General features: G+C 32.2%; 22 protein-coding genes. 14 read left to right on the forward strand and 8 right to left on the reverse strand.

Annotated features, from left to right (window positions below):
* The first annotated feature begins 148 nt into the window (after positions 1 to 148).
* The 7 genes from ACRBBL_RS25950 to ACRBBL_RS25980 all read left to right on the forward strand — a co-directional run bounded on the left by ACRBBL_RS25950 (position 149) and on the right by ACRBBL_RS25980 (position 7,032).
* Positions 149 to 679, forward strand: coding sequence for an AAA family ATPase (locus ACRBBL_RS25950; RefSeq protein WP_431372018.1), 531 nt, complete (start codon positions 149 to 151; stop codon positions 677 to 679).
* A 97-nt stretch (positions 680 to 776) separates the two neighbouring features.
* Entirely contained in the window at positions 777 to 1,730 is a 954-nt protein-coding gene (locus ACRBBL_RS25955; protein ID WP_431372019.1) for a hypothetical protein, read from the forward strand.
* Between the two features lie 51 nt (positions 1,731 to 1,781).
* On the forward strand, positions 1,782 to 2,255 hold the full coding sequence (locus ACRBBL_RS25960) for a hypothetical protein (RefSeq protein ID WP_431372020.1): 474 nt from the start codon (positions 1,782 to 1,784) through the stop codon (positions 2,253 to 2,255).
* Between the two features lie 22 nt (positions 2,256 to 2,277).
* On the forward strand, positions 2,278 to 2,901 hold the full coding sequence (locus tag ACRBBL_RS25965; protein ID WP_431372021.1) for a hypothetical protein: 624 nt from the start codon (positions 2,278 to 2,280) through the stop codon (positions 2,899 to 2,901).
* A gap of 416 nt (positions 2,902 to 3,317) precedes the next feature.
* Positions 3,318 to 4,073 carry a hypothetical protein gene (locus ACRBBL_RS25970; RefSeq protein WP_431372022.1) on the forward strand — a complete coding sequence of 252 codons (756 nt, stop codon included), beginning with the start codon at positions 3,318 to 3,320 and terminating at the stop codon, positions 4,071 to 4,073.
* A gap of 37 nt (positions 4,074 to 4,110) precedes the next feature.
* Positions 4,111 to 5,301, forward strand: coding sequence for a helix-turn-helix domain-containing protein (locus ACRBBL_RS25975; RefSeq protein WP_431372023.1), 1,191 nt, complete (start codon positions 4,111 to 4,113; stop codon positions 5,299 to 5,301).
* A gap of 87 nt (positions 5,302 to 5,388) precedes the next feature.
* Entirely contained in the window at positions 5,389 to 7,032 is a 1,644-nt protein-coding gene (locus tag ACRBBL_RS25980; RefSeq protein ID WP_431372024.1) for a serine hydrolase domain-containing protein, read from the forward strand.
* 57 nt (positions 7,033 to 7,089) lie between these two features.
* Here the strand turns inward: ACRBBL_RS25980 and ACRBBL_RS25985 are convergent, their stop codons facing one another.
* Both ACRBBL_RS25985 and ACRBBL_RS25990 read right to left on the reverse strand, forming a co-directional pair.
* A complete protein-coding gene (locus tag ACRBBL_RS25985) occupies positions 7,090 to 7,377 on the reverse strand; it encodes a hypothetical protein (RefSeq protein ID WP_431372025.1) in 288 nt (95 codons plus the stop codon).
* Between the two features lie 103 nt (positions 7,378 to 7,480).
* Positions 7,481 to 9,169 (reverse strand): helix-turn-helix domain-containing protein, encoded by a 1,689-nt coding sequence (locus ACRBBL_RS25990; protein WP_431372026.1) that lies wholly within the window; start codon positions 9,167 to 9,169, stop codon positions 7,481 to 7,483.
* Positions 9,170 to 10,137: 968 nt separating this feature from the next.
* On the opposite strand from ACRBBL_RS25990, the gene ACRBBL_RS25995 reads away from it, so the two are divergent.
* From ACRBBL_RS25995 to ACRBBL_RS26005, 3 genes are all read left to right on the forward strand, one after another.
* On the forward strand, positions 10,138 to 10,335 hold the full coding sequence (locus ACRBBL_RS25995) for a hypothetical protein (RefSeq protein ID WP_431372027.1): 198 nt from the start codon (positions 10,138 to 10,140) through the stop codon (positions 10,333 to 10,335).
* 214 nt (positions 10,336 to 10,549) lie between these two features.
* Entirely contained in the window at positions 10,550 to 11,416 is an 867-nt protein-coding gene (locus ACRBBL_RS26000; protein ID WP_431372028.1) for a hypothetical protein, read from the forward strand.
* Positions 11,417 to 11,616: 200 nt separating this feature from the next.
* A complete protein-coding gene (locus tag ACRBBL_RS26005; protein WP_431372029.1) occupies positions 11,617 to 12,570 on the forward strand; it encodes a hypothetical protein in 954 nt (317 codons plus the stop codon).
* Positions 12,571 to 12,676: 106 nt separating this feature from the next.
* On the opposite strand, the gene ACRBBL_RS26010 is transcribed toward ACRBBL_RS26005, so the two are convergent.
* From ACRBBL_RS26010 to ACRBBL_RS26030, 5 genes are all read right to left on the reverse strand, one after another.
* A complete protein-coding gene (locus ACRBBL_RS26010; protein WP_431372030.1) occupies positions 12,677 to 13,240 on the reverse strand; it encodes a DUF1572 domain-containing protein in 564 nt (187 codons plus the stop codon).
* A complete protein-coding gene (locus tag ACRBBL_RS26015) occupies positions 13,237 to 13,707 on the reverse strand; it encodes a hypothetical protein (RefSeq protein WP_431372031.1) in 471 nt (156 codons plus the stop codon). The genes ACRBBL_RS26010 and ACRBBL_RS26015 overlap by 4 nt, the downstream gene beginning before the upstream one ends.
* 364 nt (positions 13,708 to 14,071) lie before the next feature.
* A complete protein-coding gene (locus ACRBBL_RS26020) occupies positions 14,072 to 14,650 on the reverse strand; it encodes a uracil-DNA glycosylase family protein (RefSeq protein WP_431372032.1) in 579 nt (192 codons plus the stop codon).
* A 92-nt stretch (positions 14,651 to 14,742) separates the two neighbouring features.
* Positions 14,743 to 15,231, reverse strand: a complete 489-nt coding sequence (gene msrB, locus ACRBBL_RS26025) for a peptide-methionine (R)-S-oxide reductase MsrB (RefSeq protein WP_431372033.1) — start codon at positions 15,229 to 15,231, stop codon at positions 14,743 to 14,745.
* Positions 15,232 to 15,508: 277 nt separating this feature from the next.
* The gene (locus ACRBBL_RS26030; RefSeq protein ID WP_431372034.1) at positions 15,509 to 19,270 is read right to left on the reverse strand and encodes a hypothetical protein; all 3,762 of its coding nucleotides are present in this window, start codon (positions 19,268 to 19,270) and stop codon (positions 15,509 to 15,511) included.
* Between the two features lie 346 nt (positions 19,271 to 19,616).
* On the opposite strand from ACRBBL_RS26030, the gene ACRBBL_RS26035 reads away from it, so the two are divergent.
* Complete coding sequence (locus tag ACRBBL_RS26035) at positions 19,617 to 19,823, forward strand: hypothetical protein (RefSeq protein ID WP_431372035.1); 207 nt, start codon at positions 19,617 to 19,619, stop codon at positions 19,821 to 19,823.
* A gap of 165 nt (positions 19,824 to 19,988) precedes the next feature.
* On the opposite strand, the gene ACRBBL_RS26040 is transcribed toward ACRBBL_RS26035, so the two are convergent.
* Positions 19,989 to 20,864 carry an alpha/beta hydrolase gene (locus ACRBBL_RS26040; RefSeq protein WP_431372036.1) on the reverse strand — a complete coding sequence of 292 codons (876 nt, stop codon included), beginning with the start codon at positions 20,862 to 20,864 and terminating at the stop codon, positions 19,989 to 19,991.
* Between the two features lie 161 nt (positions 20,865 to 21,025).
* Between ACRBBL_RS26040 and ACRBBL_RS26045 the strand changes: the two genes are divergently transcribed.
* From ACRBBL_RS26045 to ACRBBL_RS26055, 3 genes are all read left to right on the forward strand, one after another.
* The gene (locus tag ACRBBL_RS26045) at positions 21,026 to 21,847 is read left to right on the forward strand and encodes a M48 family metallopeptidase (RefSeq protein WP_431372037.1); all 822 of its coding nucleotides are present in this window, start codon (positions 21,026 to 21,028) and stop codon (positions 21,845 to 21,847) included.
* 110 nt (positions 21,848 to 21,957) lie between these two features.
* Entirely contained in the window at positions 21,958 to 23,358 is a 1,401-nt protein-coding gene (locus ACRBBL_RS26050; RefSeq protein ID WP_431372038.1) for an MFS transporter, read from the forward strand.
* 37 nt (positions 23,359 to 23,395) lie between these two features.
* The gene (locus tag ACRBBL_RS26055; protein ID WP_431372039.1) at positions 23,396 to 24,097 is read left to right on the forward strand and encodes a hypothetical protein; all 702 of its coding nucleotides are present in this window, start codon (positions 23,396 to 23,398) and stop codon (positions 24,095 to 24,097) included.
* Positions 24,098 to 24,121 lie beyond the last annotated feature (24 nt).

Genomic DNA, 24,121 nt, shown 5'->3' on the forward strand with positions numbered 1-24,121 from the left:
ACAGGTATTGGGTGTTTGGTATTAGGTATTAGGAAAGTTTCTAAGTACATTTTTAAGTTTGAAAAGTTTATTAATTTAATCTTAAGTTTTTATGCTCACAAACACCCAACACCCAACACCCAACACCCAACACCCAACACCCAAAAAAATGAAACTCCTCATCATTGGCGCCTCAGGCTCAGGAACCACAACACTCGCAAAAGCATTATCGCAAGCGACTTCTTTTCCGCATTTAGATGTAGATGCTTATTATTGGAAACCGACAAATCCGCCATTTCAAGAGAAAATAGAAATGGCAGTACGCGCCAAAAATCTAGAAGCAGATTTTGAAAGACATGCAAATGTGATTGTCAGCGGTTCGTTGGTCAGTTGGGGGAATTATTGGCAAACTGCATTCGATTTGGTCGTTTTTGTTACGTTAGACAAAGAAATTCGCATGCAACGACTTCAACAACGTGAAATAGAGCGTTATGGAGATACATTACAAACTGATTCCATTATTCAAGAACGATCGCAAGCATTTTTGGCGTGGGCAGCACGTTATGATGATCCAACATTTACAGGTCGTTCTATAAAAATTCATCGGGATTGGCTGGCTTCTCTTTCTTGTGAAATCGTAGAAATAAACAGTGAAGATTCTGTGGGAAATAATGCAATAAAGGTTTTAGACAAGTTTTGAATTGTATAAATCATATAGCTGGGCTATTGTTTTGTCTAAATTGTTTATATCTTTCTTGCATCAAAAGAAAATTTTTAAAACCAAAAAACTAATTATATTGAAAAAAAATCACGCTTGCTTTTTACTTGTAATGATCCTTGTGAGTTGTACACAAAAACCTGTTGAAGGTGTTGTATATGAGGATTTTAAAAATGATTTAGAACGCTTCGGTTTTCATAAAAACGTAAAAAAGGTGGTCACCAATAATTCTAAAATTGAGAGCTTTTATTCGGATAAAATGGAGCCTCCAATACTTGTAAAAGTACAAGAATTTTCAAAAGATGGATTTCTTTTAAAGGAAGAAGAATACGATTATGAAGGAAAATTTGATGAAAGTACTACGTATGAATATGATACAGATAATAACCTGATCAAGACATTTGGATTAGATCCTTCTTCACTGTTTGAAACAAGCACTGAACTCGAAGAACGCATTGCATTTGATAAAGAGAAAAGAATGAGTACCTTCAAAATTTATCGCGATAGTGTATTTAAATATAAGGTTACTTTCTTTAATGATGAACACGAGAATACTATAAAGGAACTCACCGAATATCCAGATGGTACCAACAGTGAAGTAGCATACGACAACCAATATGTACACGGAGATAAACTGGCATTTCAAATAAGAAGCATGATTTTGAGTGAAATTGACACAATTCAAAAACTTGAATACGATGATCAAACAAGATTGATAAAAGAAACATATAACAATTATAGTACAGAATATAAATATGACGGCGCTATTTTAGTAGAACAAAAATCGTACAGTCAAAGTAAATCTGGAGATAAGTCTAGCATAAAGATTTTTAAGTACAACAAGTATCATTATCCAATTTATAAATCATATAAGCATAACGAGAAAGTTACCACAGAAGAAAAATATGAATATGAATATGATGAAAAAGGAAATTGGATCAAACAAATAGTGTATAGCAAAATAACTTTCGATAAATCAAATGAGTTTAAAAAACGAAGCGAAAATTTACGAGAAATTACCTATTGGGAATAATGAAGTTAATTTATATCTTTCATAATCAAAAAACAACCTTAAAAATAGTATATGAATAACTCCTTAGAACCAAAAAAAGAAACTGTAGCTGATGTTAAGTTTTTACCGCATGAAGATTCCAACGAAAAAAAAGAAGTAGTATATATTGAAAGAAGAGGAGCACCAACAATGCTTACTATTCTTGTGGTATTTACCATTATTGGATCGTTATTTTCAATGGGAAAATCGCTTTTTTACGACACTGTTTTATCCTATTTTGGAGCAGGAGATTTTATGTATTATATATACGTAGCCACATGTGTAGGAACCATGATAGGCGCTATTATGATGTTATCCAAAAAGAAAAACGGATTGTACATTTATTCTGTAAGTCAGGTGCTATTTATTATGCTATTTATTTTAAGCAGAATCCCTTCAGAAACTGAATATTACTCTACAAGTTGGACAATATTAGTCGTATTGCCAGCAGCAATTTTCTTGTTCTTATATTGGTCTAAAGACATTAGAGAGTATTTAACGAAATAGACAAGTAAAACATTAAAACCAGATGCAATTAAAAAAATACCTCACACTTTTAAGTGTTTTCATGCTTGTATGTGCTTGCAAAGAAATAGATCCAAACAAACAAATTGATGAAGGAAATGTTACCAATGAAGTATATACAAGTAGGGAGATTGGTTGGAGTATACTAATTCCTGATGGTTGGGAAGTTATCTCCAAAGCACAGAGTGAAAAATATACAGAAAAAGGTAAAGAAGCGTTCAAGGAAGTAAAAGGCATTGAAGTAGATGATTCTGAAGTAAAAGATTTAATTAGCTTTAAAAAAAATCAATTCAATTTATTTTTGTCAAATTCAGAACCTTTCAAAGAAACTTTCAAAGGTGAATGGAAACAAAATTGTTCAGAAGCAAAGTCGTATATATACGATTTGTATCGAAGTAAAAGAATTAAGGTTGATTCTTCTGCTACAACAACGGCTCGTATTGATGGATTTGAGTTTGAAACATACAGCATAACACTATATGATCCAAATGACGAAGTTGTATTAATCCAAGAAGTTTACAACAAACTAATCAACGGTTTTATATTAAGTGTGATCATCAATTACAATAATGAGAAGGATAAAAGAGTTATGGAGAAAGCATTTTTCGATTCTCAATTTAGAAAATAATTAATGTATCACATTCTAGAAAATAGCACTCACATCTTTGAAAACGTCCTAATGCAAGGCTTTTTTGGGTATTCTTTGGTTTTCATCGTTTTAAAACTCACTAATAATGTTAAACCAAATTTATTTAAGATAGACAGGCAAATTTGTCAAGTAATTTCGATACTTGGTATTGTGTATATAATTGCTGTTATATTGATTTGTTTTGCGTATCATGAAACCATCAGTATGGAATCTGGAATAGCTAATAATACCAACGGTTTTAACCTATTTTTTTGGTTTTTAGTATTGTGTCACCCTTTATTGTTATTTATGTTTACACAATTGCTCAGAGTTGAAAAGATGAGTAATTCTATATTGTTTAGAGGAATTACAGCAATATTATTTTTGTTTATACGATAAAATAATAATGTGTGCACATGAACCAAATTTCAGATAAACGAAAACACCAACTTGCCTATTGCAAAATTTGCGATTATAGAGACTTAGATACTGCAAAAAGAATTACCTGTGCACTGACAAAAGATGTTGCCAATTTTGAAAAAGAGTGCCCTTCCATTCGCATTGACTTTGAAGAAGTAGAAGGTCAAGAAATTGATCTTCACAATGCAATTCTTGATCATATTCGTAAAAAATACAATCTGTTTGATCTGAAAAAAGAGCATTACATTCTACCAAATCGTCCATTTTATTCTAAATATTATTCAAAGAAAAACACACATAAAATTAAGATAAAAGCATTAAGTCATGAAAATGACTGGACATTAATTGCTTTGTTCGCATTCATAGGATGCTTACTAATAATATTTAATACGGAAAGTAATAATTTAAAATTATTGTTTGGTTTCCTAGGTTTTATAACATTTTGTTTTCTAACCATACGAATGATTATAGATTTATATACACCTAAAAATGTATTTTTTAGCACAGACGAACAAGGTTTTATATTGGATGGAATACGAATATTTTGGCACGATATTGTAGATTTCCGAATCATATACATACCAGGAAAAGAAGGATGTCGCGACTTAATTATTGGAACTATCAGTGAAGGTGTTCAGTCATTTGATATAAAAGATTTAAAACTGACCATAGATCAACTTTTAGAAATTTTCAGTTTAAACAGAATCGATTATTTAACACGATATGATCGAAACCTTCCTGACGTAATTTAATGTATATTTAACTCATAAATTTTCAAAACCTCATCATATGCATTTCGGTTTCGGATTCAAAAGCTCTACTTTACTTATCTTCTTTATTCACGGATTGGTATTTACGTTGCTTTTACTCTATAAAGGCATACGAAACGAACACAAATCGAGTTTTTGGTTGGCAGGTTTTATCTTTTTATGTTCCATGTATATTGCGCCTTTTATGTTAGGCTATGCAGGTTGGTACGGAATAAAAAGTCATAGAGAAGTGCTGTTTTTTATACCGTTTCAGCAGCTTTTTTTGATGCCACCTTTCCTATATTTCTATGTGAAAAGTTCGTTAGCGCCTTCGTTTACATTTAAACGGAAAGATTGGCTGCATTTTATTCCTGCAATACTATACGGAATATATAGTTTGATAATTTGGATTACAGATACAATGGTTTTGGACGAATTCTATTTTTATGCGGATGAAAGAGACAAAGATTTAGCGCTTTGGTATCAGGTTTCTGGTTTTATCATGATGGTGTTTTACTTATTTGCATCTTTGAAACACTATACGAAATACAAAAAGAAAACCTATGAAACGGTAAGTTTTGCAGATTCTATCCTTTACGCTTGGATTCAACGATTTTTAATCGCTTTCTTAGGATTATTGCTCATCCGAATTTTATTCTTCATTCTCAATCCTGAATGGGCAAACTTCGGAAACAAATATTGGTACTATCTCGCGTTTTCAATCTTATTTTATTATATCGCTTTAAGCGGATATGTACATAGCATAAAAATAAACCTTCCATATTTACCACAACTCGCAGCAACTTTATCTGTAGATTTTCTCGCGGAAGCGGAAGAAAACGAAAACGATACAGAAACGATAGAAAAAGACGAAATTCACATTACACAAGCAGACAAAGAATTACAAAAACAGTTAGAACATTTCATGACTTCTGAGAAGCTGTTTATAAATCCAAATTTGACTTTATTTGATGTAGCTTCAAAATTGAATACGCATCCTAAAAAAGTATCAAACATCATCAATAAAGGATTCAAAATGAACTTCAACGATTTTGTAAATAGCTATAGGACGCAGGAAGTCATTAAAAAAGTAATTTCAAATGAAAACAATATCAAAACCTTACTTGGAATTGCTTTAGATTCTGGATTTAACTCAAAATCAACATTTAACAGAGCTTTCAAGAAGCATACAAAGAAAACTCCAAAAGAATATTTCAGTCAAAAAAGCTAAAAAAGAAGTGTCAAATCACGATTTGGCGCGCTTTGTATTACTAAGAATACCACATTTGTAGTATCAAAAAACACAAACAGTATTCTAATGAAATCAAACTTAATATTCTTAGTTTTTCTCTTGTCGTCAATGCTGAATTTTGGACAAGAATTAACCGATTCACAACGTGATAAATTAAACAAAATTGCCATACAAGATGTTCCAAAAGGCGGACCAGGAATTGCCGTTGGAATAGTACAAAATGGTAAAATTAGCTATACAAAATATGCAGGATTCGCCAACTTAAAAGACAGTCTTGATATTGGGGAAATGTCACGCTTCAATATTGCTTCCAATGGAAAACAATTTACCGCATTCGCCATTTTAACTTTGGAAGAAAACAACAAATTAAGCTTAGAAGACGATATTCGAAAATACCTGCCAAATCTGTATAAAAACATAAAAAAACCGATTAAAATAAAGCATGTATTAAATCATTCAAGTGGAATTCGCGATGTGTACGATTTATGGAGATTGCAAGGATATACTTGGTGGAAACAAGAATTTGACAACGCTGACGCAATGGAATTAATAGCAAAACAAGAGGATTTGAATTTTGTGCCTGGATCAAAATATTCATACAGCAATTCCAACTATATCCTATTAACACAAATCATAGAGAAAGTAACAGGAACTTCATTTGTTGCATATACAGATCAGCTTTTTAAAAAATTAGACATGCCAAATACGTCGTTTGTAAATGATTTTCAGAACATTAAAGGTCAGATAGCCAAGCCGTATTTTAACTTTAATACTTGGAAAACTTACAATTGGACTTGTAATATACACGGAGATGGGAATTTATTTTCTACGTTAGAAGATCAATTGCAATGGGAAAAGATAGTGCAAACCAAAAAGAGCAAAAATTTCTCCAAAGACATCATAATCAAAAGTCAAGAACTACTAGCAAATACAACGATTAAAAAATATGGATATGGCGTTGAGTTTGGCGAACATAAAAATGAATTGTATTGTTTTCATGCTGGATCAACTGGCGCATGGAAAGCCATTACAGCACGATTTGAAACTGGCAATTTTAGCATTGTAACGATGATTAATAGCGGAAAAATTGACCCGATGATGCAAACGTTGCAAATGGCAGATGTATTACTTCACAAAATAGACTCAAAAGAAACCTTTCCAATTGTTCCTAAAACAATAGGCGAGAAGGTAACAAATCAGGATGTCTTAGGAATTTATCGTACTAAAAGTGGTTATGTTATGAAATTTGAAGAGCGTGAAGGAGACTTATATATGATTCGTTCGGGAAGAAATGACATGAAATTATTGCGTGAAGCAAATAATATTTTTCATCAATGGAACGATGCGTCTTTCAAGCAAGAATTTACAAAGAATAAAGATGGAATCATGGAAATTACAACCTATTATCCTTCAGTAAAACCATTCACATTAACACGTATTGAAAGTGACTTAAGTACGTTTGATTTTAGTGTGCTAAACGGTTCATTCAACAATGTAGAAACTGGTGTTTCGTTTACGATCAAAAACATAGAAAAAGAAAACTATGAGGTAACTATTGGGAAGAAAAAAATGAATGGATTGTTAGTCTGCGATAATGAAATGTTAGTGGTAGATTACAACCTTTCCTTTAAAAAGGATAGCGCAGGAAATATCAATGAAATACAAGTTACTTCTGGACGAATTCAAAATGTTCGTTTTATAAGGAAGTAGGAAATATTTATTAATTTTTTCATGCGCTACTTTACTATCTTAATTAGTCATGAGTTTTTAGTCAAGTCCACTAGCATTTTGATTTGTATTATTGTTGTTATAACTACACTCTTCATTTAATGATTTAGGAACACCTTCTGTACCACAACTGGTTTCCATACCTCCAGCACCATCACAGCTTCCATGGTTTTCATATGTGTTATAAGGGTTCGTATTTGAATCTACAGTATCATCAGTATTACCAGCACTAGGAGCGCTTGGAGCAGAACCACCTTGTATGGAGAATCTATTCAAATTAGCAATTCGAAATTTTTTTAAATGCAGTACTGTTTTTTGTTTTTTCATGATACTAATGTTTTAGAAATTTTTACAGTTTAAAACTACATATTTATTGAAAAGTGCATGAATTAATTAGGTCGAAATAATCTCCAATTCCACGAATTGAAGATCATTTTTGCTCTTCTTCCCGTGTTTTTTTTATGAAATACGAAGGTTTCAATCCTGTTTTCTTATGAAAAGCCCTAAAAAAAGCTCCTGAATTGGTAAAACCACCTTCTTGCGCAATAGCTTTTATGGTATACTTTTTATACAATGGATCATTTTTAATATGATCTATTAAATAGTCAACGCGTAAATCGTTTATATAAGTGATGAATGATTTGCCTTTATACGTATTAATAACCTTTGAAAGATATTTTGAATTGGTCTCCATAATTTTAGAAGCATCTTGCAAAGTAATTTGATTGGTTAAATAATGTTTTTCATTTTCAAAAACTTCTAATTTTTTTAAAAGCGTTTGAATTGATGCATCATCCAATCCAATAGAATCTTTTTCTGATTCTGTGATTTGAGTAACATTCGTAATTTCTTGAGTTAATGCTTCATTCTTCTTACTAATTTGTTCATAGCGTTTTTTGTAAGTATGCTTTAATCTGTAATAGTATATGAGTCCGACGAGTAAAAGTAATGAGAGAGTTGCACCTAAAATAAAAGTGATATTTAGTTTTTTAGAAATTACTTGCTTGTCTTTTTCAAGCGAAAAAATTAACCGTTCTCTATTTTCAATAAGTTTAGGAATGTCATATTTTTTTGTAATGGTTTTTGATAAGTTTTTAAATTGAGAATGATACGTACTGTCTAACTTTAAAAGTTGATTTGTATAATATAACTCAAGCTTCTCATTATTTTTTTCTTTGGCGTGTTGAATAAGAAAATCATACGTTTCTCTAATTTGGAGTAATAAACTAGACTTTTCTATAAATGCACTGTCAACTTTCTTAAAAAGCACAATTGCTTTTTTCTTTTGTCCTAATGCATGATATGATTTTCCTAAATAGAATTGAGCCATAGTTTGATCGACACTGCGTAAATGTGGTAAGGCTTTTTCCAAACTATCAATGGCTTCTTTATAGTTACCTTGCTGCGTTAAATTTTCTCCTTGATTACAAACAAAAACATAATATTGATTGCTCAAATTTCTGTTTAAAGCACTTTGAATTCCTTGTTTGTTAATTAATGTTGATTTATGATATTGCTTCATTTCTCGATACACATTCGAAACTTGAAATAGCGCATCGAGATAGCGAGATCCATTATTCAAATGCGCTTTTTTTTCTTCAAAAAGCATGCATTCATTAAATGACTTTAAGGCAGCCTCATAGTTTCCAATAATTCGTTGAATAAAGCCAATATTGAACTTTATATCGTAAAACAGCAAACTTTCCGGATGTTTCAGTGCTTTATCTGCTAGCAAATAATTATCTAATGCACCTTCATACTTTCGTTGATAATGCAGTATGGCGCCTTTTTCCAAATAAAGAACTGCAGGATATAAAGTGTCTTTTAATTTTTCTGTGTAATGAATGGCACTATCATAGTATGATAAACGATCTGGAAATGATTTGATGGTTCGAGCATAAAAACGATAGGCTTTTCCTATGTGTATTGAATCATTGTTATTGATAGCTTTGGTTAAATAGGCTTCTGTATACAAACGCCTTTTTTCATTTGACTTAACGAAAGCTTTTATAGAATCGTTTAACGCTTTATATGAAAGGTCTTTAGATGGATTTTTAAGCTGTGCGTAACTAAAGATTCCTAAAAAAAGAAATAAAATAACAAGCTTTAAACTCTTCATACTACACACTTTATACATTTTTTAATAGAAATCGAAAAAAGAATTAGAGTCTTTTTTCATACAATCTCATGTCCAATTCACTGAATTGAATATACTGAAAATATGACGTATTGAATTTACAAATATTTTAAAAATCAAAAAAACAGATGAAATGTAAAACATGACGGATTATGTGTAAACTCATGTAAATTAAGGTTTTATATTTTTAATTATCGATCAATTTTAATTTGAATGATCGATTAGCAACAAACTCTTCATACTGTGTTTTTTGGTTTAATTCGGAGAATTCAAGATTACATTTATTGACTTCACATAAAATTTATTGGTACTTAGTTTCATCGAAATGTAGGTGCAATTTCCACTTTCAATATTCATGAATTTTCAAGGCGAAAACCGAAAAGCCTGATAGTAAAAAGAGTAGGTGAAAACATTTTAATATGAAAGATTTAAAAAAAATAGCAAAGACTTTAACCAAGGCAGAACAAAGTACAATTCTCGGAGGACTTCTTAAATGTAATAATGGTGTATGTTTTTCAGGGTTTTGTTGCCAAGGTATTTGCGTTCCAAGTACTAACCATTGGGCATACGTTCGTTTGTGCGGTTAATGTCTAAAAGACATCAAAAAAATGGCGAAAACCGAAAAGCCAATTAATAAATAGAGTAGGTGAAAAATAGTTTAATTATGAAAAAACAGCATTTAAAAAACTTAGCAATTAAGAAAATTACAGTGAGTAAAATTAATGGAGGAGCTACGGACGCTAATAATAGTGGAGTACTCTCGATAGGTAAAAACTGTTCGCAGCCCACATATTGTGGTTCTGTAAGAAATTCAAGAGCTATATTCTGTAATGATCAAGATTCTACTCTTTGTTAGGTAGATAACGGCATTAAAACAAGTACTCAATTATTCTAAAGGTGGAAACCGAAAAGCCAATTAATAAATAGAGTAGGTGAAAAATAGTTTAATTATGAAAAAAAAGAGTTTAAAAAATTTAGCAATCAAGAAAATTACGGTCAGTAAAATAAATGGTGGTGCTACCAATGCTGGACAAGGTGTTTTATCAATCGGTAAAAATTGTACACAACCTACAAAATGTGAATCAATAGTGAATTGTTCTGATGGAATATTTTGTAATGATCATGGTGTAAGTAGTGATAATAGCTAACATTTAAAGAGAGATTGTTTTACGAAAATCATTTAAATCAAAGCTTCAGATCTTTTCTGGAGCTTTTTTAATATGTTTAAATTTACTTGTATAGTATATCAGAGCTAAAATTATTTCTTTCGTAAAAACAGAAATTCTTACTAATAATTGAGAAAAACCGTAAGGAATTTTTAAATAATTAGCTTAACTTTAAGTAATTACTAAAATTTAAACCATGTCACAACAACTCAAAAAATTCAAACAAGATCAGGTACGGATTTCTCAAAAAAGATTAAAAAAAACATATCCAAAAGAATTGACAATCGTGGCAGAAGGTGATTCATGGTTCGACTATCCGTTTCGAAAAGATGTCATCGATTATTTAATTAAAAAAGGATATGCCGTTGATAAATACGCAAAAGCTGGTGACACCTTAGAAAATATGGTGTATGGAACTGAAGTTAAAAAACGTCGAAATACGTATACAAATGAAGGCGCTATATCATTACAAAAAACATTGAGTTCTATCCGAAAACACAAACCAAGAATTGTACTATTTAGCGCAGGAGGAAATGATATTGTAGGAAGTGAAATTTTAGGGTATTTGAATCATAGTGTATCAAATCCTCAGAGTTTAGTTAATAAAGAAATTTTTCAAGCACGTTTGGTAGAAATGAAAACCGCGATTGAGTTTTTTATAAAATCGGTTCGTGCCACCAATGTAAACTGTAATATATTAATGGATGGTTATGATTATGCGAAAGTGAATGGAAAAGGCTATAATTTTATCTTTAGAAACATAAAAGGTCCGTGGTTATTGCCTTCATTTGCAGCTAAACAAATTGGTCAAAAAACGAAGCAGAAAGCAATTATAAAATATTTGGTAGATGAGTTTAATGAAATGTTGATCGATTTAGATATGCAATACGAAAACTTTCATCACATTGAATTGCGTAACAAATTTCCACACGAATCGCAATGGGATAATGAAATTCACCTAAAAAACTCAGGTTACAAAGAAATAGCAAACATCTATCATGCTAAAATTGAAAAAATAATGGGAGAAGATCCTATAAAAGTATTTAAACATTCAATTGTATAAGTAGTACATCGTAAATAACTTTGTATTTATAAAGTCCAGACTGTCTATGTTTGGACTTTTTTTATGGTAAAATTTCACATGAATACGACATTATAAAGTTTAAAAACTGTTTTTTTGTGAAACGAAATCATAAAAACGACTACACATTAAATATACTTTTAATTTGTAAAACCGATGTAGTACCAAATTCAAAACACTTTATGAAAAAAATACTTCCAATTATTTGCCTGTTATTTATTGTGATGAGTTGTCAAAAAGAAACCGAGAAAACTCCTAAATACACTGATTTTAAAAATAATTTACAATCCTATAATTTATACGGAAATGTACAAAGTTTTACAAAAAAGGTTGCGAATGTTTCTAACAGTAAAAAAAATAAATTTCAAGAAGCAAAAGTAAATGCTGTATACACTTTTAACGAAGCTGGCAATTATGAAAGAATAGAAATATTTAATAATGGTGGCAGATTAGAAACACGCAGTGTATATCGTTATAATGATGCTGATTTACTAGTAGAATATAAAACACGTACGTTTTCAAACAATAAAGATAATGAACTACGTGAACTGAATGCGTATAATGAAGATGGTTTACTAACACATAAAAAAGTTTTTCGAAATGCAACTGTTTTACATGAGGTGCTTTTAGTAAATGATACTGAGAAAAACACCGTAAAGAGTATGGTTGTAGAACATCAAGATACAATCGTAATGACTTCACAAACAATAGTAAATGATCAAGGTCAAATTACTAAAATTATAGAAAAATCAGATAAAAATGATTACGAAAATACGCAATCAAATACCTATGATACTTCTGGAAATTTACGAACGCATGAAGCTACTATGGGCAGCATCAAATTTAAAGAGGAATATAAATATAAAGACAATATTCGCGTTGAACGAAAAAGTTACACCATTCCTGCAAGCGAAGAAGTATTTTTAGACATGGTTACTAAATATGATGAACAGTACAATATAGTTGAAATGAGTTTTTACGAAAAGTCAGCATTAAAAAGAACGCTTAGTTACACCTATAAATTTGACGATCACGGAAACTGGATTGAAAAAAGAACTTTTGTAAACAACGATCCTGCAAAAAGTAAAACGGGAGTACCGTATCTTATAGAAACCAGAGAAATTACGTATTGGTAACAATTTTGATAGGCTCAGTCTAACAAGTCTAAGAGCGAAGCAAGTCGAAAAGCAAAGCGCGTCTAAGAGCAAAGCCGATCTAAAAGCAAAGCAAGTCTAAGACAGTCTACAAATCATCCGTAAAATGCTTCTTACTCTTCTCTTTACTGAATTTATCTGTGTTATAGGTAGCTGATTTTCCTCTCGGAATTGACAATGATTTCCATTCGTCAGAACGAATCAATTTGGCAACATACACCAATTGTCCAATATGATACGGATAATGACACAGTTGACGCGTAATGGCTTCCAAAACCGTATGTCCTTGATTCCGAATGTAAATAATTCGGGAAACATCAGTCGCTTGCAACGGATTGATCGCATCAAACAAACATTTCCAACCTTGTTCCCAAGCGGCAATCATTTCGGCTTTCGTTTTATAGGTAGCTTCAAACTCGGTATCGCGATGGCGCCATTCCTTTTCGCCATCTTCCGTAAGGAAATTTGTCCAACGACTCAGCATATTTCCAACAATGTGTTTCACAATAATAGAAACGCTGTTGCTATCTTCATTCTGTTGCCAGTGAATTTCTTCATCGCTTAATTGTGCAAAGGTTTTATCGCCCAAACTTTTATAATAAACAAACTGTTTCTTGGTACTATCTAAATAATTTTCGGCTACGGAATTCATACAATGCGAAGTTTATGATTAAAATGTTCCTGTAAATAGTTTTGAAGATCTTTGGTTTCTTTTCGATCATCTAAACTCACAGTATGTTCAATGGATTGATTCTTACTATTTGCGAATTGAACAGTGAGTTTTTCACCATGTAAAGACATGTGTTCAATTTTATGAAGCGGAATTTTGAAATACTTTATTTTATACCGACGATCAATAAAGTGTATAATGACTCCAATAAGTAAAATGCTGCCAGAGAAATTTATTTCGTTACGAATTAAAAGGAAAACAAAAGCTATTGCAAGAATGGTATACACAACTTGAATAATATGATTGGAAACATAAAAAAGAGTCAATTTCGGATTCTCTGTTTCTTCCAGAATTTCACAAGTTTCCCAATTTCCATGATCGCTGAAATAGAAAAAATCTTCATTAATATTTAAATACCCTTTCTTTAAAACAAAATAGCGCTTCTCCATAGAAGTAAAGATATTAAAAAAGCACTATGAATTGTGTGTGTAATTGTAAATTTTGAATGCTAAATTTTAAATTAATTTTTCATACTAATCGGAGTCGAGGGAAAGCCCAAGAGCGAAGCAAGTCTAAGTTTCACACTGAGCGGAGTCGAAGTGAAAAACTCTAAGAGCGTCAGCGATCTAAAAGCAAAGCGCGTCTAACAAGAAAGTAGTTCTCGATACATTTTATCTCCATTTTATTTCGATAAAACACTCGAACAGNNCGTTTGGGAAATTGAAGTTGAAATATTAAACGTAAAAGCCTATTAACATACTAAGAGCGTCAGCGATCTAAGAGCAAAGCAAGTCTAAGCAAGTCTAAGCAAGTCTAAGTATGTCTAAGTAATCTAGAAACTTCAGCTTGCAACTTCGGAATTACTTCTTCTTCAAACCAAGGATTTTTACTCAGCCAAAAACGATTTCTCGGTGACGGATGTGGTAATGGAAAATATGTAGGTAAATAACTTTCGTAATTAGAAACAGTTTCGGTTAAGTTCTTTTTTGCTTTTTCTTTTAGATAATACTTCTGTGCATATTGCCCAACAAGCAATACCAATTCTGCTTCTTGCATCTTAGCCATCAATTGTTCGTGCCAAGCTTCTGCACACTCTTTTCGTGGTGGTAAATCGCCTGACTTTCCTTTTCCAGGATAACAAAATCCCATCGGAATCAACGCAATATTTTTCGCATCATAAAAAATTTCATCTGACACATTCAACCATTGTCGAAGTCGTCTTCCGCTCATATCATCCCAAGGAATTCCGCTTTGATGCACTTTCAAACCTGGAGCCTGACCAATTAATATAATTTTAGAAGATTCATGCGCAGCCAAAACAGGATTGACGCCAAGTTGCAAATGATCTTGGCAAATTCTACAACCCAATATTTCTTCTAATAAATTTTCCATAAAATCTAAGTCAGTTTTAGTGAATAAATCTAATATTCTAACAATCTAAGTAAATCTAAGCTTCACAGTGAGCGGAGTCGAAGTGAAGAAGTCTATTTCTCAGGAACAAACTTCAAAGAAACACCATTAATACAGTGTCTTTTTCCTGTAGTTGCTCGTGGACCATCATCAAAAACATGACCTAAATGTCCGCCACAAGTTGCGCAATGTTCTTCCGTACGTGCATATCCAATATTATGATCTGTGCTGTAGGCTACATTTCCTTTAATCTCTCTATCAAAACTTGGCCAACCTGTTCCAGAATCAAACTTATGGTCACTTTTAAACAAAGGTGTGTTACAGCCTGCACAATGATAGGTTCCTTTAGCATAATTCTTATTCAGCGGACTTGAAAATGAACGTTCAGTTCCAGCTTCTCGTAAAACATAAAATGCTTCAGCACTTAATTGTTTTTTCCATTCTGCTTCAGTTTTTGTAACGCTAAACGTTTCTTTTTTTGCGTTCTTCTCTTGTTGTTTTTGAGCTGAAGTAGTACAGCTAAACAACATACCAACTAGTGCGATTAAAAATATCTTTTTCATTTATTCTTCTTTTAAATTGTCAAAGCAAATTATACTTTAAAAATATGGTTTTTTATACAAATGGTCTGTCGCAACAAAAAATGAATCATTACGAAAATAGTTTACTACTTTTTCTAGACTTCGTATTAAAATACCAATAACTGTAGCTTTAGTTTTGTTTATGATTTATTAAAAATTCAAGTTCAAACCCATTTCAAAGCGATTGTCTGTTGCATTATTAATAGCTACGATAATGGCTATTTTGTATCATTTGAATAACTTGTATAAAAGCATTTATTTATGAATCTAAGGCTTCCAATCCACTTATTACCTTATTAAAGACTATTGAAATAAAGTCTTCCACTTTTTTAGGGTTAAAGTTTATTTCCCACGTATGATTTGTATGTATTAATGTTACTACGACTGTAGCATTGAAATAGCTATTTTTTTGAACAACAGCTAACTCACCTTTAAATGTAAAGCTAGTTACATTGATAATAGTACCCATTTGCTTTGCTAGATAATCGCCTAAATTTCGAATCAATTGCGTATCCATTTTAGCTGCAGTTAAGGCAGTTTGGGCATCTACATAGGCTTCATGATCAACACCATTTTGTATAGCTTTTAAGGCAGCTTTGGCAGCTACAAGAGCCTTATGTTCCGAAGTGTTCTCTACATCATTTAATGAAGCTTTAGCATTATTAATGGCAGCTAAACTTTTAGTAGCAAGAACACCTGCTGCTTTTTGCGCATCTTTCCAAGCTTCATATACTGGTCCAGATTTAGCTGCTGCTAAAGCTTGACTTGCTGCATATACTGCTTCTTTCTCAGCAGAGTTAGCCAAAGCATTTACACTTCTCATTGCTGCTTGCCAATTTTGGTAATTGGTGCCTGTTTCTGCTTCTTTTAGTGCTTTTTGTGCAATATTATTTGCAACCCATTGTGAAGATTTCGACGTTGCTTCTAATTCAAGCTTTACAGCTTCTAAATACCCTTCTGCAATTCCGTAAGCAGCCAAAGTTGTTCCGAAATGGTAGTAATCTTTTTTTAAATAATTTAATTTTTTTTGCCACCTTACAACTTCTTGTTTATCTTCAGTTAAGGCTAATTGGTATGTATGATAAGCTTGATTAGCAGTGTTCTGGGCTTTCTGTAAAGCGGTACTATAAATTGTGTAAGCTCTATTTTCAGCATCTACTAAAGGACCTCTGACACTATTGAATGCTTTATTTGCTTTCTTTAAAGCAGTTTTTAATTCAGTAATAGTTTTGGTGTATTTCTCTTCAGCATTAGCAACAGCTTTTTGAGCTTTTTTGGCAATAATTGGTTGCTGATCTTTAGCTTTTTGAAGGGCTGCTTTTCGCTCTGCCACTAATTGTTTATATTTAATTTGAGCCTTCTTTAGTGCAGACTGAGCAGCGTTTAAGACTTTGTCAAACTTTTTCTTTGCTTTAGCTAATGTGTTTTGAGCATCCGTAAATGTAGTATCAGCTTTTTTTACGGTAGAATTGAGTCTGGTTTTCAATGTTGAACTAAGATAGTTTAAAACATCATTTTGCATAGTACCGCTCATACCAAAACTCAATGTGGATGGAGTGTTTAAATCACCAGCACTTTGTCCTTGTATAGAGTATTTAGCAATAGGTCCAAACTCTTGTTTAAAGTTAAATGCCAAACTATCATCTGTAATATTGATATAAATTAACTCTTCTATATCTAAAAACATAAAAGCAGCATTTACTTTAAGCTTTTGATCTGTAGTTGTTAAAGAAAAATCAAATTGAGCATCTTTTCCTTTTGCTCCTGTAACAGTTAATGCTCCAAATGTAAATCCTTCCATTTCTCCTTTGGCTGCAACTCCATCTTCAGAGATATCAAAATACATAGCTACTGTCTTTTTAAAGAAGACCAAATTGGCATCAAAACTAAATCCAGGGTTGTAATACTTAGTGCCAATAAATCCACCAGCTGGGGCGCAGTATAATTTTAGCGTATTGATTGTGAAGAACGTAGGAACTGTAGGGATTTTTACAGGCATGATTTTAGCTGCAAAATTGATTAATTGAGAAGGATTTAAGTTCTCTAATTTTCCCATAACAATTTCTTCTAGTGGATCTTCAGCAATTTTTACAGCCATAGCAACGGTAGTATCTGCAATTTTAAGACCTCCTGACATGCTGAAGGCTTCAGGAATTCCTGTAGTAAAAAATTCTTCAGGATTAATGGTAAGACCTAATGCGAGCGGAACTTTTTTTGTTCCAATATTAACACTATGTATTCCCATAGCGTTTCTCCAAGGATTTAGCATAGATACTGAGCCAGATACTTCAGCGGCATCAATGTCTAATATCATGTCAAATATAAGCGGTTGTTTTTGTCCATGAACCGTCACTTGAATACCAAATATAAGTTCTAGTTGTGGGTCGGGCTCTATGACAATTCTTATTTTAAATGGTTCCGTTTTTACAGATGAAGTTAATTTTATTGAGGTATCTGGAATTGCAATTGTAATATCATCGGTTTCTCCAAAGTGTGCTGTAAGTACTAAGCCTTCTTGACTAGGGTCTGTTTTTGGCTGATTCGTTTTTCCACCACTTTTATGTGTAAGATCAAATAAATGTGGAACTTTTTCAATAACACCTTTAAGTTGAAGTCCTTCTTGAACATGAACACTTTCATTTTCTATTTTTATAGAACAATCTGCAGAAGCATAAATAAAATTAGCTTCGGTAAAAACTAAATCATCTATAATGGTTCCTTTTGCTGGTTTAAAGGTGTTTACATCGGAGAATTTGAAATTTTCTAAATCGAATGTAGCAAATAATACAGTAATCCAATTTGTTGCTTTTTCAAAATACACACCACAATCAACACCGATTCCTTTTATGGTAGACTTTCCTGAAAATTCAAAGAATGTAGGCTTATTAGATGAAGCTGTGTGAATAGCAAAATCTAAACTAGCTTTTGAGATCGTAATTTCATCAACCACTAAGTCCGTTATAGAACCATCAAACGTTACGCCTGAAGTTGATATTTGCGCCTCAGTATCTATGGTATGTGAATGTGCTGTAATGGTAGATTGAAGTGTGAATCCTTTTTCAAAATCGGTTCCATCAATAGTAACTTCATCACTAGCCAAAGCTATTAAGGTGTTTTCAAATGTGACATCAAAAGAAGGTACCTCTAAAGAATCTGGGAATGCCGATTGAAATACACTATTCAACTGATTCATGGTAAAAGAACTTGCCTGTGCACTAATACCAACAGCGGAAGGTTTTATAATTCCAGCAAAATTAAACACGACTGCGGCAGCGTTTAGTTCTGCACTAAACGTAAGTAGTTTTTTGCGACCTATTTTACCAGTAATTGAGATGTTTTCTAATGGCAGATTTTTAATGCCAAAGGCTCCTTGTAAATTGGCGCCACTTGCATTAATGATGAGTGTGTTTTTTTGTAAAGTCAGCGAAAAAGTAAGATTTGCATTTTTAGCATCTGTAACATTGTTTACATCAAACTTTCCAGTGAAAGAAGGTGTTATATTCCAAGAACCTTCTTCTTGGGTTAAATTAAGCTGCATAGTAGCAGCAGTCATAGTTACGCCAGTAAATACACGTTTAAAGAATGTAGCGGTAGCCGTAAAATCCATTTCTTCAACAGAAATTTTAGATTTTAGATTGGTAGCACTCGTCTTAAAAATAGCTTTCATTGGCATGGTAGCGTTTGTGTCAAAATAACTTTTGAATTTAGTCAACGCTCCAGACATCCTAAGATCTCCTGTAAATGTGATTGTATTATCTTCTAAGTTTAGTGCTACCAAAACATTTTTAAAAACGTATGCATCAATGGCAGGAGATTTTATATTCTTAAATAAATCGGTGAACTTAAAATTACCCACAAAACTGCGTTTTAATACAGTTCCTTCCGAATCTTGAATGATATATGATGGTTTTGTAATTGTATTTGACGTTGAAACTTTAGATGTAGTTTTTTTATTCTTTATTTTTTTAGACTTTTTAACTTTTTTAGATTTTTTGGTTTTAGTTTTTTTAGAAGATGACATTGAATAAGAATTAAGAGTTAATAGGAGTGCCAGCTATTCTTTTATCAAATAACCAGTGATAACTGAAAAACGATTTCACCTACAATTTATGAAAAAAAAGTAATTGTTAGGGATTGCTATGTAAATGAAGGTTTATGATGAACTCTTAATGGTAAAAACAGTTATTAAAAAATCGCAATGAGAAGCTGTTTTGAACCTTCTCACAAACTTCTCATAAGTTTTTGTAATCGTAAGATAGACTTTAATTCACAGAATTTTTATCACAAAAATGCTGTATTCGTCACAATTATTTTAGTGGATGCTAGTTTTGTAGTATTTTATTACGTAATAACCAAAATATACAATCATGAAAAAAAAGAATCTTAAAAGTTTAAAACTAAAACGAAACGTTATTTCAAACTTATCAAAACAAAAAATTACAGGAGGAACACAATATGTGTGTCCTACGTTTGCAGCAGATCGTGAAACCTGTCCAGGCTATCAAGGAAATATAGGACCTTGTCAATATCCTAAAAGTTACAGGAATATAGCATGTCCAGTTCCAATTGCATAGTTATTTATTTAACGTGAGTTCGAGAACAGTGAAGAATAGTATGAAATTCAAAGCTGTTCTTGATATAAAATTTACTTTCTAAGAGCACAAAGTTTTTTCAAGAGCATTGATATAAAAATCTAAGAGCACTCGCACTAAGCGGAGTAGAAGTAAAGTGAAGCGTTTCTAAGAATCCTCCAACAAAAAACTTTCAACCATCTCAATGACTTCTTGATTTCCAAGAATCCTGCGATGTCCTAAGTTTTGCGTTATGTGAATACTACCATTTGAAAGTGCTTCATGAATAGCATACGCGCAATTTACATGTACATCTGCATCGTTTTCATCATGTATGACTAAAGTCGGAATGTGTACTTCTTTCGCAGCATAACTGGCAGAAGCATAATCGATATCGCGTCCGAATTTTTCATCTAAAATAGCTTTCATTTTTGTTGCCACAATATCTTTCAGCGTAAGCGTACGTGTAAAATGAAGAATAATATCTGTAATGATATCTGCTGCACCAATAGTGACTAGTTTCTTTATTTGAAAATCTTCACGAACTGCATTTAATAAAGACATTCCACCCAAACTATGTCCAATAGCAAATTCAAAAGAGCCAAAATGTTTATTTATTTCATGAATAGACGCGATAAACTCTGGCATAGATGTTAATTTCCCTGGTGCTTTTCCATGTGCAGGCGCATCAAAACTGACAGTTTGATATCCTAATTTCACAAAATGATCTGCAATTTTAACCAATTGCGTTCCTCGACCACTCCAACCATGTGCTAACAAAATCTTCTTGTCACTTTCTCCATACGAATACACCACAATATCTTTACCAATAGCTGGAATATGCATTAAGGTTTGTTTAGATTCCTTATCCATGTGAAATTCACGTCTTGGCATTTTGTGTTTTATAGGCGTAATAAAAAGGCGTTTCCCAAATTTAGCAGCAAGTGAGGTTGAAATAAATTGTAAAAAACGTCCAGTATATAAAATAGGCTTAGGAACTTGTACAGCAGGTTCAGGCTTTAAATTTGGTGCAGTTTGACTCATTTTTTGGTAAGATATCTAAGATCATTCAAAATTGAGATAAATTTTCGAGCTTCGGAAATACATTTTATAGTTTTATGTGAATTATTTAATAATCGCTAATTTTGTAAGAACCAATACAAAATTCAAATAGTATAATAAAGACTTAAAAACACAGAAAGAACATGAAGAAAGTAATCGCATTATCAGTTTTTGTATTCATGCTGTCTTGTGCTACAAACCCGTTTACAGGAAAAAAAACAATGGCGTTTGTATCTAATGCACAATTATTTCCAACAGCTTTTGCGCAATACGATCAGTTTTTGACTGAAAATAAAGTAATTAAAGGAACTGCCAAAGCAGAAATGATTCAAAGAGTAGGAGAACGTATTGCTGTAGCGGCAGAGCGTTGGTTAGACGCAAACGGTCAGCAAGGATATTTAAAAGATTATCGTTGGGAATATAACTTGGTAAACGATCCGGCTGTGAATGCTTGGTGTATGCCAGGTGGAAAAATTGTATTCTACACAGGAATTTTAGATGTAGCACAAAATGAAACTGCAATTGCGGCTATAATGGGACATGAAGTTGCGCACGCATTAGCAAATCATGGACAGCAACGTATGAGTGCTGCATATTTACAACAAGGACTTGCTGTTGCAGGAAACATTGCAATTAAAGATGATAAATCGCGCCAAGCTTTTAATCAATATTACGGTGTAGGATCAAATGTATTAGGAATGTTACCTTTTAGTAGAGCGCATGAAAATGAATCTGATAAAATTGGAATTTATTTAATGGCAATTGCAGGATACAATCCAGATGAAGCAGCAGAGTTGTGGAAGCGTATGGGCGCAAAAAGTGCAGGAAAAGCACCACCAGAATTTTTAAGTACGCATCCAGCAAGCGCAACACGTGTAAAAAACTTACAGGCTGAAGCTGCACAAGCAAAAACGGAAGCTAGAAAGTTTGGAGTAACTCAATTTAGACCAATAAAAAACTTTTAGTAATTAATTTTACATTATAAAAAGATATAAAAAAAACGGATTCAAAAATAAATCTGTATTTTAGGAGCTGTTCATACTAAGTATGGACAGCTTTTTATTTTTTATACAATATGGGAAAAACAACAGGATTGCAAAAAGGAGACAAAAAACTAATAGGAGCTTGGGCATTTTATGATTGGGCTAACTCAGTATATTCATTGGTGATAAGTACAGCAGTGTTTCCAATTTATTATGCTACAGTTACTGGAGCATTTGCACAATCTAGATTTAAAGAAAATATTGCTTCTTTAGGAGTTGATTGGGATATGAAGATGTTGTTTAATTATGCGATAGCATTTTTTAACGAAAAAATCAATTTCTTAGGAACCGAATGGGATCCTACAACACTGTATAATTATACCATTGCTTTTTTTATGTTGATTGTGGCTTTTACATCTCCAATACTTTCAGGAATTGCAGATTATACAGGAAATAAACTCAAATTTTTAAAATTCTTTTGTCTTTTAGGATCATTGTCTATTATGGGATTATTCTTTTTTAAAGACGAACCATCTTTGTGGATTGGAATTGTACTCACTATAACTTCAGGGATTGGTTTTTGGGGAAGTATTGTATTTTACAATGCATATTTACCCGAAGTAGCACATCCTGAACAGCAAGATGCAGCAAGCGCCAAAGGTTTTATAATGGGCTATATCGGTTCTATTCTATTGCTTATTGCATGTTTGGTACTCATAGAAGGTCATGAAATGTTTGACATAGATAAAGGGCTTGCAACACGTATTTCTTTTATAATTGTTGGAGTTTGGTGGTTAGGTTTTGCACAAATAACGTATAAGAAACTCCCAAAAAATGAAAACCCTCGAATACCACAAAAAGGCTATTTAACGAGTGGTTTTAAAGAACTAGGAAAAGTGTGGAAAGAATTAAAAAACTATGCACAATTGCGTACGTTTTTAGTGTCATTTTTCTTTTTTAGCGTGGGTGTGCAAACTATTATTTACATGGCAGGAATTTTTGGAAGTACAGAACTCGGCTTGCCAACAACAAACTTAATTGGTGCCATATTATTAGTACAAGTTGTTGCTATTTTTGGAGCATATATTTTCTCAAATATTTCAAAAAAACGTGGAAACATAACGGCTTTAAAAATTACAATTGTGATTTGGGGAGTAGTTTGTTTTGTAGCTTTTTCGCTTAGTAAAACACAAGAAAACATCGAAATATATTTTTATGCTTTAGGCGGTTTGATTGGGTTAGTACTTGGCGCGATTCAGTCCTTATCACGATCAACCTACTCTAAATTGTTGCCAGAAACAGAAGATACAGCTACGTATTTTAGTTTTTACGATGTTACTGAGAAAGTTGCCATTGTTTTGGGAATGGTTGTATTTGGGTTGTTAAATTCTATTACAGGTTCAATGCAATGGTCTGTATTGTTTTTAGCTATATTCTTCCTTATTTCTTTCATCATATTAAGCTTTGTGAAGAAGACAAAGTATGTACAATAAATGTGTTTTAAACGTATTAGAATCATAAAACTCATCTATGGAAATTAAAAAACACATCTTAGTTTTTACACTTGCCATGGTTTTAGGAATGTTGAGTTCCTGTGCTAAAAAAACGGATTGGAAGGAATTCGGATTGTACGGAAAAGTAAAAACATACACAGAAAATCATTATAAGGTAGAAAAGAAATCTGGTGAATGGCAGAAAGGAAATCCTACTGAAGATGAAAATATGAAAGTTTATTTTAATCGTGATGGAAACTATGAATTGATAGAGTTTATGAATGCAGAAAATAGTATCTCTGAGAAGTCTGTACCTAAAAGAAAAGGAGGAAAGATAGTGGAAGAGCTTCTATATAACGCAAACGGAGATGTATTGAGTAGAATAGAAATAAAAAATCAAACGGACACTAAAATAGAATCTATTTCTTTTGATAAAAATGGCAAAAAAGATTCACGCGGTACTACATTTTTAGAAGATGATATGGTGGTGCGGGAAGAAATTGAATTCATATCGAATGATTATGGAAATACAAAAATTATAGCTGAATATAAATATGATGAAAATAGAAACATGACTAGTCATAAGCAAATAAGTGAAGAAGGAGAAATAATGCTTTACAATAGATTCAGATTTATAGAATTTGATGATCACAACAATTGGACAAAAAGACTAGAGTACTCGTATAAAGCAAGCAATATTCCTCAAAAAATGACTATTAGAGTCTATGAATATTATTAATTGATTTCATCAAGATGAAATTTA

Origin of the sequence: Kordia sp. (assembly GCF_050633145.1) — a bacterium.
In the GTDB taxonomy this organism is placed as follows: Bacteria; Bacteroidota; Bacteroidia; order Flavobacteriales; family Flavobacteriaceae; genus Kordia.

Coding starts and splice junctions, on each gene's coding strand:
- ACRBBL_RS25950 (WP_431372018.1), top strand. CDS start 149: ATGAAACTCCTCATCATTGGCGCCTCAGGCTCAGGAACCACAACACTC.
- ACRBBL_RS25960 (WP_431372020.1), top strand. CDS start 1,782: ATGAATAACTCCTTAGAACCAAAAAAAGAAACTGTAGCTGATGTTAAG.
- ACRBBL_RS25965 (WP_431372021.1), top strand. CDS start 2,278: ATGCAATTAAAAAAATACCTCACACTTTTAAGTGTTTTCATGCTTGTA.
- ACRBBL_RS25970 (WP_431372022.1), top strand. CDS start 3,318: ATGAACCAAATTTCAGATAAACGAAAACACCAACTTGCCTATTGCAAA.
- ACRBBL_RS25975 (WP_431372023.1), top strand. CDS start 4,111: ATGCATTTCGGTTTCGGATTCAAAAGCTCTACTTTACTTATCTTCTTT.
- ACRBBL_RS25980 (WP_431372024.1), top strand. CDS start 5,389: ATGAAATCAAACTTAATATTCTTAGTTTTTCTCTTGTCGTCAATGCTG.
- ACRBBL_RS25985 (WP_431372025.1), bottom strand. CDS start 7,377: ATGAAAAAACAAAAAACAGTACTGCATTTAAAAAAATTTCGAATTGCT.
- ACRBBL_RS25990 (WP_431372026.1), bottom strand. CDS start 9,169: ATGAAGAGTTTAAAGCTTGTTATTTTATTTCTTTTTTTAGGAATCTTT.
- ACRBBL_RS25995 (WP_431372027.1), top strand. CDS start 10,138: ATGAAAAAAAAGAGTTTAAAAAATTTAGCAATCAAGAAAATTACGGTC.
- ACRBBL_RS26000 (WP_431372028.1), top strand. CDS start 10,550: ATGTCACAACAACTCAAAAAATTCAAACAAGATCAGGTACGGATTTCT.
- ACRBBL_RS26005 (WP_431372029.1), top strand. CDS start 11,617: ATGAAAAAAATACTTCCAATTATTTGCCTGTTATTTATTGTGATGAGT.
- ACRBBL_RS26010 (WP_431372030.1), bottom strand. CDS start 13,240: ATGAATTCCGTAGCCGAAAATTATTTAGATAGTACCAAGAAACAGTTT.
- ACRBBL_RS26015 (WP_431372031.1), bottom strand. CDS start 13,707: ATGGAGAAGCGCTATTTTGTTTTAAAGAAAGGGTATTTAAATATTAAT.
- ACRBBL_RS26020 (WP_431372032.1), bottom strand. CDS start 14,650: ATGGAAAATTTATTAGAAGAAATATTGGGTTGTAGAATTTGCCAAGAT.
- msrB (WP_431372033.1), bottom strand. CDS start 15,231: ATGAAAAAGATATTTTTAATCGCACTAGTTGGTATGTTGTTTAGCTGT.
- ACRBBL_RS26030 (WP_431372034.1), bottom strand. CDS start 19,270: ATGTCATCTTCTAAAAAAACTAAAACCAAAAAATCTAAAAAAGTTAAA.
- ACRBBL_RS26035 (WP_431372035.1), top strand. CDS start 19,617: ATGAAAAAAAAGAATCTTAAAAGTTTAAAACTAAAACGAAACGTTATT.
- ACRBBL_RS26040 (WP_431372036.1), bottom strand. CDS start 20,864: ATGAGTCAAACTGCACCAAATTTAAAGCCTGAACCTGCTGTACAAGTT.
- ACRBBL_RS26045 (WP_431372037.1), top strand. CDS start 21,026: ATGAAGAAAGTAATCGCATTATCAGTTTTTGTATTCATGCTGTCTTGT.
- ACRBBL_RS26050 (WP_431372038.1), top strand. CDS start 21,958: ATGGGAAAAACAACAGGATTGCAAAAAGGAGACAAAAAACTAATAGGA.
- ACRBBL_RS26055 (WP_431372039.1), top strand. CDS start 23,396: ATGGAAATTAAAAAACACATCTTAGTTTTTACACTTGCCATGGTTTTA.